The sequence below is a fragment of the Sphingomonas sp. CCH15-F11 genome (assembly GCF_001557005.1).
GTDB lineage: Bacteria > Pseudomonadota > Alphaproteobacteria > Sphingomonadales > Sphingomonadaceae > Sphingomonas.
Genome location: NZ_LSKG01000112.1, coordinates 1 through 9,864 on the forward strand (window position 1 = coordinate 1; position 9,864 = coordinate 9,864).

9 protein-coding genes and 3 pseudogenes are annotated in these 9,864 nt (G+C 57.5%); 10 read left to right on the forward strand and 2 right to left on the reverse strand.

The features are described 5' to 3' along the window. The first annotated feature begins 12 nt into the window (after window positions 1–12). Together pcaF and pcaD are read left to right on the forward strand one after the other, a co-directional pair. Window positions 13–1,215 carry a 3-oxoadipyl-CoA thiolase gene (gene pcaF / locus AX709_RS10680; RefSeq protein WP_066549303.1) on the forward strand — a complete coding sequence of 401 codons (1,203 nt, stop codon included), beginning with the start codon at window positions 13–15 and terminating at the stop codon, window positions 1,213–1,215. Next, window positions 1,215–1,997, forward strand: coding sequence for a 3-oxoadipate enol-lactonase (pcaD, locus tag AX709_RS10685; protein WP_156454251.1), 783 nt, complete (start codon window positions 1,215–1,217; stop codon window positions 1,995–1,997). The genes pcaF and pcaD overlap by 1 nt, the downstream gene beginning before the upstream one ends. On the opposite strand, the gene AX709_RS10690 is transcribed toward pcaD, so the two are convergent. Next, on the reverse strand, window positions 1,998–2,933 hold the full coding sequence (locus tag AX709_RS10690) for a LysR family transcriptional regulator (protein WP_082731749.1): 936 nt from the start codon (window positions 2,931–2,933) through the stop codon (window positions 1,998–2,000). It lies immediately after the preceding gene. A gap of 147 nt (window positions 2,934–3,080) precedes the next feature. Between AX709_RS10690 and AX709_RS10695 the strand changes: the two genes are divergently transcribed. The 8 genes and pseudogenes from AX709_RS10695 to AX709_RS10710 all read left to right on the forward strand — a co-directional run bounded on the left by AX709_RS10695 (window position 3,081) and on the right by AX709_RS10710 (window position 9,547). Then, complete coding sequence (locus tag AX709_RS10695) at window positions 3,081–4,631, forward strand: glutamine synthetase family protein (RefSeq protein ID WP_197418953.1); 1,551 nt, start codon at window positions 3,081–3,083, stop codon at window positions 4,629–4,631. A gap of 38 nt (window positions 4,632–4,669) precedes the next feature. Then, window positions 4,670–5,380, forward strand: a complete 711-nt coding sequence (locus tag AX709_RS18255) for a type 1 glutamine amidotransferase (protein ID WP_082731417.1) — start codon at window positions 4,670–4,672, stop codon at window positions 5,378–5,380. Between the two features lie 145 nt (window positions 5,381–5,525). Further along, window positions 5,526–5,786, forward strand: a pseudogene (locus AX709_RS19575) (Rieske (2Fe-2S) protein); the annotation flags it as partial. 252 nt (window positions 5,787–6,038) lie between these two features. Continuing rightward, a pseudogene (locus AX709_RS19580) lies at window positions 6,039–6,743 on the forward strand (SRPBCC family protein); the annotation flags it as partial. A gap of 14 nt (window positions 6,744–6,757) precedes the next feature. Continuing rightward, on the forward strand, window positions 6,758–7,345 hold the full coding sequence (locus AX709_RS18265; RefSeq protein ID WP_158607285.1) for an aromatic-ring-hydroxylating dioxygenase subunit beta: 588 nt from the start codon (window positions 6,758–6,760) through the stop codon (window positions 7,343–7,345). Between the two features lie 39 nt (window positions 7,346–7,384). Then, window positions 7,385–8,383 carry a ferredoxin--NADP reductase gene (locus tag AX709_RS18270; protein ID WP_082731750.1) on the forward strand — a complete coding sequence of 333 codons (999 nt, stop codon included), beginning with the start codon at window positions 7,385–7,387 and terminating at the stop codon, window positions 8,381–8,383. 27 nt (window positions 8,384–8,410) lie between these two features. Next, window positions 8,411–8,743 (forward strand): helix-turn-helix domain-containing protein, encoded by a 333-nt coding sequence (locus AX709_RS18275; RefSeq protein WP_082731751.1) that lies wholly within the window; start codon window positions 8,411–8,413, stop codon window positions 8,741–8,743. Window positions 8,744–8,782: 39 nt separating this feature from the next. Continuing rightward, window positions 8,783–9,547, forward strand: coding sequence for an IS6-like element IS6100 family transposase (locus AX709_RS10710; RefSeq protein WP_001389365.1), 765 nt, complete (start codon window positions 8,783–8,785; stop codon window positions 9,545–9,547). A gap of 54 nt (window positions 9,548–9,601) precedes the next feature. Here AX709_RS10710 and AX709_RS10715 read toward each other — a convergent pair. Continuing rightward, a pseudogene (locus AX709_RS10715) lies at window positions 9,602–9,864 on the reverse strand (MobA/MobL family protein); the annotation flags it as partial.

A 9,864-nucleotide genomic window follows, 5' to 3' on the forward strand; every position in this document is an offset into this window, starting at 1 on the left:
GGCGCGCGCCGCATGACCGAAGCGTTCGTATGCGACGCCGTGCGCACGCCGATCGGGCGTCTGAACGGCAGCCTTTCGACCATTCGCGCCGACGATCTGGCGGCCGTCCCGCTTGCGGCTTTGGCGGCGCGCAATCCTTCGATCGACTGGGCGCAAGGCGACGATGTTATCCTCGGTTGCGCCAACCAGGCGGGCGAGGATAATCGCAACGTCGCGCGAATGGCGCTGCTGTTGGCCGGACTGCCGGATGCTCTACCCGGAGCGACGGTCAACCGGCTTTGCGGGTCCGGGCTGAACGCAGTCGGCATTGCCGCGCAGGCGATCAGGTCGGGGGACGCCGAACTGATCGTCGCCGGTGGCGTCGAGAGCATGACGCGGGCTCCCTATGTTCTGGGCAAAGCGGCAGAGGCGTTCGATCGCGGGCAGCGTATCGAAGACACCACGATGGGCTGGCGTTTCGTCAATCCGGCGATGCGCGAGGCTTATGGTGTCGACACGATGCCGCAGACCGCCGAAAATGTAGCGGCGCAGTGGCAGGTCACGCGCGAACAGCAGGACGCATTCGCGCTTGCCAGCCAGCACAAGGCGGCAGCAGCCCAGGCCAACGGCCGCTTGGCAGCAGAAATCGTGCCGGTCACGATCCCGCGTCGTGGAACTGAGCCGATCGTTTTCTCCGCCGACGAACATCCGCGCGCGAGTAATCTCGAGGGGTTGGCCAAGCTGAGGCCGGTCGTTCGAGCCGACGGGACGGTGACCGCAGGGAATGCCTCAGGTCTGAATGATGGCGCCGCAGCGATGCTCATCAGTTCGAAGGCCGCCGCAAAGCGACACGGCCTCACGCCGCGCGCGCGCATTCTCGCAATGGCCTCGGCAGGTGTTGCGCCGCGGATCATGGGCGTCGGGCCGATCGAAGCGGCGAACAAGCTGCTCGCGCGCACCGGATTGTCGATGGCCGATCTCGACGTGATCGAACTGAACGAGGCTTTTGCGGCCCAAGCCATCGCCGTGCTTCGCGATCTCGGCGTCGCGTCCGACGATCCGCGCGTAAACCCGAATGGCGGCGCGATCGCTTTGGGTCATCCCCTCGGCATGTCGGGTGCCCGGATCGTGATGACAGCGGTCGAGGAATTGCACCGCACGAGAGGCCGCTATGCTCTGGCCTTCATGTGTATTGGCGTGGGGCAGGGCATCGGCCTTTTGCTGGAACGCGTGTGATGGAGCGCATGAGCCTGGGTGACGGCTGCACGCTCGCCTATCGTCTCGAGGGGGCGGTGGATGCTCCCGTCCTCGTTCTGTCCAACTCACTTGGCACCGACATGGGTATGTGGGCGCCCCAGCTTGATGCCCTCAAAGCGAAGTTTCTCGTGTTGCGCTATGACCAACGCGGGCATGGTGCGTCCGATGCGCCGAAAGGTGGCTACAGCATCGACCGGCTCGGTCGTGACGTGGTGGAACTGACTGAAGCGCTCGGCATCCAGCAGTTCCACTTCTGCGGCCTCTCGCTCGGGGGCATGGTCGGTCAATGGCTCGGCGTGCGTGAGAGCACACGGTTGGACCGATTGATCCTGGCAAATACCACTGCTTACATGGGACCACCCAGCGGGTGGGATGCCCGGATCGAAGCAGTGCTTAGGGATGGCATGGCACCGCTCGCCGATGCCTCGATCATGCGCTGGTTCACCCCTGACTTTGTCGCCTCGTCGCCTGAGGCGATCTCGCCGATTGTCACTATGCTGCGGCAGACAAGTCCTGTCGGCTATGCTGGATGCTGCGCTGCGATCCGCGACATGGATCAGCGGCGGACAGCGGCACTGGTAGAAGTACCGACGCTCGTCATTGGCGGCAGCGCGGATCCGGCAACTCCTCCTGAACATGCGCGTGCGCTGGCTACGACGATTTCAGGCGCAGCCTTGCGCATGGTCGATGCGGCTCATCTCTCGAATGTCGAGCAGCCGAGTGAATTCACGGCCGCGGTGCTCGATCACCTCACAGGCTGATTATCGGGCGCGCCGATCACGGACGAGCGCACAGAAGCCGGCGACCACGGGTGAACGGTTGTCGCGACGATACGCAAGGCTGAGCTGTGTCTGCGGTGCGTCGCCGAGGAATGGCCTATAGGCTACGCCGGTTAGCTGCGCCTCGGAGGCTGACTCGGGCACGATGGACACCCCCGCGCCAACCGACACGAGCGACAGTGCGGTCTGGATCTCAAGTGTCTCCTGCGCGATCGTCGGGGTGAATCCTTCGCGGCGACACAGCTCGAGAATGTGATCGGCAAAACTCGGACGCGGGTGTCGGGGATATATCACGAAAGGGCGCTGGGAGAGATCGCTCAATGCAATGTGGTTCTGCTGGGCGAGCATATCTTCCTCCGGTAGTGCGACTGCAAGCGGCTCGCGCTGCACGACCTCGCTGACGATTTCCGGATCACCAATCCCAGGTCTCGCGAAGGCAACGTCGATCGAGCGATTGATCAAAGCGATCCTCAGTTCCGCAGTATTCAAAGCGTGCAGCACCAGCTCCACGTCAGGATGCGCGGCGCGATAGCGGTTAAAGACACCCGGCAGGATGGAGTAGGTTGCTGAGCTGACGAAACCCACCTGAATAACGCCGACCGTTCCTTCCGACGCACGTTTTGCGACGCGCGCAGCATCAGCGACGCGCGCGAGAATGTCGCGCGCGCGTGGCAGCAACGCGTCGCCGGCGGCAGTCATCTCGATCGCGCTGCGGGTGCGGTCGAACAGCAAGGCACCTATTCCCGCTTCCAGATTCGCTATCTGGCGACTGAGCGCGGGCTGGGCGATGTGGAGACGTTCGGCGGCACGGCCGAAGTGCAACTCCTCCGCCACGGCGAGGAAGTAACGCAAGCGGCGCACGTCGATCCCCGGTGTGGTCGCGGCAAGCGGTTCGGTCGACGTCAGGTTGCGGGCCATACCTTTTATGTGCGTGACTCGTGCGGCGTGGGCAATACCGTTTCGGCATCAGGATGTGCCTATATTATATTTGCGGGTCATCGCTCGGTGGGACACTCTCCTGGGATCAAAGAGCCCCTCTAGGGGCCTGTTCGAGGAAGAGGTGTCATGGTGGAAGTGCAACACGCTCATAAAAAAAATGCAAACATCACGCCGGTCACCACGGCGCCAGGAAGGAAAAAAATGGCTGGTTTTATAGCAAGAAACGGTCTGTTGACAACAGCGTACCGGGATGCAGTCCAGAACGTACTGCAACAGATTGAACAGGCGGACATCCGCATGATCCGCTTGTCGTGGCCCGATCAGTACGGGTTGTTGCGCGGCAAAATGCTGTCGGTTGCCGCACTTAAGTCAGCGTTTTCAAGCGGATCTGAAGTCACGATGGCACCGTTCTTTTTCGATACGGCCAGCGCCATTGTATTCAACCCGTTTCAGGCCGGAGGTGGCTTTGGCGACTCGGAGCTGTCTGGCAGCCCTAGTGTCGTGATGGTCCCTGACCCGACCACGTTTCGCATTTTGCCGTGGGCCGATCGTACCGGCTGGATGCTGGCCGATTTGTACATGCGCAGCGGCAAACCGTTTGCATTGAGCCCGCGCGCAATTCTTAAAAAGGCCTTGCAAGAAGCCAGCGATATGGGCTGCGAATTTAAGGCCGGTCTTGAGGTTGAGTGGTACCTCACACGTATTGTTGATCCATGTCTTGAACCAGAAACGCTGGGTGGACCTGGCACACCAGCAGCACCTCCCAAGGTCATGCCGGTTGCCAAAGGTTATTCCTACTTGCTGGAAAACCACCTTGATGAGGTCGAACCGCTAATGTCCACTATCCGCGATCATGTTCTGGCTCTGGGCATGCCGCTGCGCAGTATCGAGGATGAATGGGCGCCAAGCCAGATGGAAACTACGTTTGATGTCATGAGCGGGATGAATGTGGCCGATACGATGGTGCTGTTCCGCAATGCAGTCAAGCAAATCTGCCGGCGCAACGGTTATTTGGCCAGTTTTATGTGTAAGCCAAAAATTGCCGGTTTTTATGCTTCTGGCTGGCATCTGCATCAATCTCTGAACGACAAAATAACAGGCACGAATCTGTTTGTTCCCACCGGGAACGATGCCTTGTCACCGACCGGCCTATCGTATGTGGCGGGTTTGCTTGAGCATGCCGGGCCAGCATCAAGTTTCACGACACCCACCATCAATGGTTATCGCCGTCGTCGCCCGTATTCACTGGCCCCTGATCGTATGACCTGGGGTATTGATAACCGTGCTGCCATGGCGCGAGTAATTTCCGCGCCCGGCGATAACGCCAGCCGTGTTGAAAACCGTGCCGGTGAACCCGCGGCCAATCCGTACCTGTACCTTGCATCACAAATTTTTGCCGGCCTTGATGGTATCCGGCGCCAGCTTGACCCCGGCCAACCCGTTGAATCGCCGTACGAGTCCAGTGTGAGCTCGTTGCCCGTAAACCTGTCGCAGGCACTTGACGCCCTTGAGTCTTCAAGCTTCTACCGCGAAGCCTTTGGTGACAAGTTCATCGATTATTGGCTGCATTTACGTCGTAGCGAATGGCAACGCTTTGTGGCCGCTGAAGGCGAGGTCGACATGCAGCAAGACGAGGTTACCGAATGGGAACACCGCGAATATTTTGAATTGATGTAAATGCGTAGCCGCAGCAGACACATCGCATAAGGACAGTTATGAAAAAGTTTGCATTGATATGGTGTTCCGACAACATGTTGCTGGAATATCGGGACTACATGCTGGGTCAATTATCTGACGGTACGGGGCAATGGGATGTCCTGTCTCCCGCCGACCCTAACTTTGCTGAGCAGGTAAAGGATTATGACGGTTATGTCATCAGCGGCAGTGAAAAATCGGTAGTAGATGACCTTGATGCCCCATTGACTCAACGCCTGTTTGCCTTCATTCGTGACGTCCGCGCAACTTCTGCTGCACCGGTCGTGGGTATCTGTTTCGGAGCCCAGGCTCTGGCGGCGGCACTAGATGGCCGGGTCGGGCGTAACGAAAGCGGTCAGTTTCGTCTAGGAGTGGAATCTCTGAAGTGGTTGTCGCCTTCGATCACGCAACAATGGCCCGAAATTACAGACGACATCACGCTGGTTCAAAGTCATGGTGAATGCGTTCTGAAACTGCCACCAGACAGTGTGCTTCTGGCGTCATCACCGTCAGCTGCTCACGAGATTTTTCTGGCCGAAAACCGGTTTCTGGCCATTCAGGGACACCCGGAATCAGATGCGTCATGGCTACGCAAAATGTTCATGCCGTTTCACCGGGATGCGTTTGACCAAACCCAATGGGAAGCCATCGAGCACGAGTCAACACAGCCGGTGAACCGGGAGGGCATTTTGGCGCTGATCCGGCGCCTGTTGAAAGACGGTCACCTATGAGCTGACACGTCATTTATTTAGGGAAAAAATTATGAGTACCACTGCTATAAGGCCGGGCTCAAACGCCCTGGCGTTAGATGAACTCGTCCAGCAAGATCGCGTTCATCGACGGGTTTACACCGACCCCGATATTTTTGCGCTGGAAATGGATCGAGTCTTTGCCGCGAACTGGGTATATTTGCTGCACCTAAGCGAAATCCCGGGCATAGACGATTTCAAGCAAGTATGGATAGGCACACGTAATTTCGTCGTCAGCCGTAAAGGGGACAACAAAGTTACCGTATTTGCGAATCGTTGCTCACATCGTGCAGCAACGGTGTGCCGTGAACCCGGTGGGACAGCCTCTACGTTTACATGTCCGTATCACGGCTGGAAGTACGACAGTCGTGGACAGCTGTTTGGTGTACCTGGAAAAACTGCCTACGGAAAGACCTTCAAAGCACGTGATATGCATTTGGCCCGTCCAGCGCAAGTGGCAATTTATAAAGGGCTGGTGTTTGCGACACTGAATGACAAGGCACCCGGACTGGAAGAACACCTCGGCCATGCCAAACGGTTTATTGATGACTGGTTGAACCACCAAGGGGGGCACGAAAACCTGTGCGTTGCCGGTGCGCAGCGCTTCAAACTCAAATGCAACTGGAAAGTGGTTTACGACAATGCAGGTGACGGCTATCACGTGCCGTTTTCACACCAGTCGTTGCTGAAAATGACCAATGATCGCTATGGCGGTGGCGACATGTCGTACTTTGCCGACGCTGATCGTTCAAACATGAAGCTGTATGACTTGGGTAACGGCCACACGCTGATTGACCAGCGCCCCGACATGCATAACGACTCAGCCTGGAACCAGCAGCGGCCGCAGCCCGGTCGCGAAGCCTTCGAGGCTCATGTTCGAAATACGAACAAACCGGAAATAGTCAGCGCAGTGCTAGACAGTGCTGTCGGAGCGGGTATGAACCTGAACATTTTCCCCAACCTTTTGTTTATTGGTAACCAGATCCAAGTTTTACAACCAGTTTCAGCCAATGACGTCCTGGTGCACTGGTATGCCACACAACGTGCCGATGCTGATGATGACATGCAGTCGATGCGCATGCGGACACAAGAAGACTTTCCCATTATGGGCGAAATGGATGACGCCAGTAATTTTGAAGAGTGTCAGCGCGGTATGGAAACCAGTCCGGATGACGAATGGATTGATATCAGCCGGCATTTTGAAACCGGCAAAGATGAAGAAGAAGCACCGGGTCTTATCGCTAATCCGGTCACATCCGAGCTGCATATGCGGGCCTATTTCAACAAATGGCGGGCACTGATGTCGGTACAACCCATTTTGAACGTTGAGAAAACAAAACTATGATTCAGGAGGCACGCATGAAATATGAACCCGATTCAAGCTATGTGAACCAGCGCTTTTATGATTGGCTGGTTGAGTTATCGACTGATTTTCGGCATAGCACTGACCGATGCACAGCGCCTGTAGATATCGACACCGAACGCGCCATCATGCACCTTGTCAGCCGGGAATGCAGGCTGCTGGATGACCAGCACTTTGATCGCTGGCTTACGCTCTACGATGACCACTGTGCGTACTGGATACCGGCTGAACGCGATGCCGCTGACCCGCGCAAGAAGGTGACCCTTGAATTTCACGACCGCCGTCGCCTGATTGACCGGGTAGCCCGGCTGGGAACCGGGCTGGCATATTCACAGTGGCCCGTTTCACGAACCTCCCGTATTTGCGGGGCTCTGGAAATCTGGCCAGCACCAGGTCAGACCGACGAATGGCGTGTGAGATGTAACTTCATGATGGCAGAACATCAGACTGACCATTTGCGTACTCTTGCCGGATGGTACGGCTTTGCCTTGCGACGCTATCAAAACGATTGGAAGATCGTCGTGAAGCAGGTGAATTTGCTCAATTGTGATGCGCCTCAGGGCAATAACTCCTTTTTCCTGTAGTCAGGTTGCGAAGATTTTTCCTGTAGTCAGGTTGCGAAGATGATAGAAGCACACACCCTGAATGTTGTCCGCATCACCCCCCAGGGAACCGATGCTGTTTTGCTGAGCCTGAAGCCTAATGCGGCTGAAATAGGCACTTTTGGTTTTCAGCCCGGTCAGTACCTGACGCTGGAAGGTGGTCCTCAAGATACACCACAATGGCGTTGTTACTCCATTACCAATGGGTCTCGCAACGACGGGGGAATCGATGTACTGGTTCGCCGTGTTCCTGGTGGGCTAGTGTCAAACTGGGTTTGCGACACTTTGCGTGCTGGCGATTCCATCAGGGCGATGCCGCCTGCCGGGCGGTTTTTACTTCGAGAACCGCAACAGCTCGTTCAGTTGTTTGCAGGGGGTAGCGGCATTGCGCCGATTGTTTCCCTTGCCCGCCAGGCGCTTGAGCGCAGCCAGGTCCGGGTAACCTTGTTTTACGCGAATCGCAATCGTGCAACAGTAATGCTTCTGGACGCACTAAACGAACTATTGGCGCATTATGCTAACCGCTTCAATGTGCAGTACTGGTTCGACGAAGAGACAGGGCTGCCTGATGCAGAAACGTTCCGCCCAATGTTGGCCGCGCATGGTGACGCCTATATTTGCGGTCCAGAACCGTTTATGCAGGCCATAGTTGCCGCTGCAAAGGGGTTTGGGGTTCCTGAAACACGCATCCACCTTGAAAGTTTTGCCGCCAATGATGAGCAGGGCGACAGTACCGATTCTGACAAACAGGCGACGCTTGAAGTTACTATTGCCGGAGCTACACATGAAGTGATCGTCACAGGTAATGAAACCTTGCTGGCGGCGATGCTGAAGGCTGGTTTGCCTGTGCCGTACGCCTGCCGGGTGGGTGAGTGCGCATCGTGCATGTGCCGACTGGTAGAGGGCAACGTTGAACGGCTTGAGAACGAGGTACTGGACGAAGATGATGAAGACGATGGCTGGATTCTTGCTTGCCGGTCGCGTGCGCGCACTGAAAAAATTGTCATACGGTTTCCGTAGGCAGTCTTTTCGGCAAGGTTAACCACAATGCCGACAAAACACTCAAGTACCAGAAAGATCGGACCAGATGCCGCCGTACCCTGGGATTTAGTGCGCACTTTTCTGGCGCTTGAACGCCATCGAGACTACGCCGTTGCTGCCGAAATGGAAGGGATTGACCATTCAACGCTTCGGCGCCGGATTCAAGCCCTGGAGCAGCAGCTGGGCCGCACGGTTTTTATTCGTACCCAAAGGGGCTGGGAAGTTTCTGCCGACTTACAAAAACTGGTTGACGCTGCACAGGACATGGCAGAAGCGGCCAAGCGGTTTTCCCTTGCAGTTCAGGACGATGCGGGAGTGGCTCTGTTGCAAAAATCGTGAAGCTTGAGCATGCTTGGCGGAGATTGGACGGACGGAACGATGACGGATTTCAAGTGGCGCCATTTCCAGGGTGATGTGATCCTGTGGGCGGTGCGCTGGTATTGTCGCTATCCGATCAGCTATCGCGACCTTGAGGAAATGCTGGCGGAACGCGGCATTTCGGTCGACCATACGACGATCTATCGCTGGGTCCAGTGCTACGCCCCGGAGATGGAGAAGCGGCTGCGCTGGTTCTGGCGGCGTGGCTTTGATCCGAGCTGGCGCCTGGATGAAACCTACGTCAAGGTGCGGGGCAAGTGGACCTACCTGTACCGGGCAGTCGACAAGCGGGGCGACACGATCGATTTCTACCTGTCGCCGACCCGCAGCGCCAAGGCAGCGAAGCGGTTCCTGGGCAAGGCCCTGCGAGGCCTGAAGCACTGGGAAAAGCCTGCCACGCTCAATACCGACAAAGCGCCGAGCTATGGTGCAGCGATCACCGAATTGAAGCGCGAAGGAAAGCTGGACCGGGAGACGGCCCACCGGCAGGTGAAGTATCTCAATAACGTGATCGAGGCCGATCACGGAAAGCTCAAGATACTGATCAAGCCGGTGCGCGGTTTCAAATCGATCCCCACGGCCTATGCCACGATCAAGGGATTCGAAGTCATGCGAGCCCTGCGCAAAGGACAGGCTCGCCCCTGGTGCCTGCAGCCCGGCATCAGGGGCGAGGTGCGCCTTGTGGAGAGAGCTTTTGGCATTGGGCCCTCGGCGCTGACGGAGGCCATGGGCATGCTCAACCACCATTTCGCAGCAGCCGCCTGATCGGCGCAGAGCGACAGCCTACCTCTGACTGCCGCCAATCTTTGCAACAGAGCCGACATTGGGATTGGCGATGATCTTCGCGCCGTTCTCACGGGCGATGCGCGTGTGATCCTCGATCCGCTCCGCCTCTAGCCCCTGCTCCGGTCGCCGCGATGCAGCGGGGCCGATCTTGTGCTGCGGCTCCAGCTCGATCCCCTGCGCCTCGTAAGAGCGATGGTCGATCCGGCCCTCAAGCCCGAGCTCGGCCATGCGCTCGTTGACGTGCGCGCTCCACGCCTCGCGCCAGTCCTTCAACAGCTCGGTCGAGTTCCAGTCGC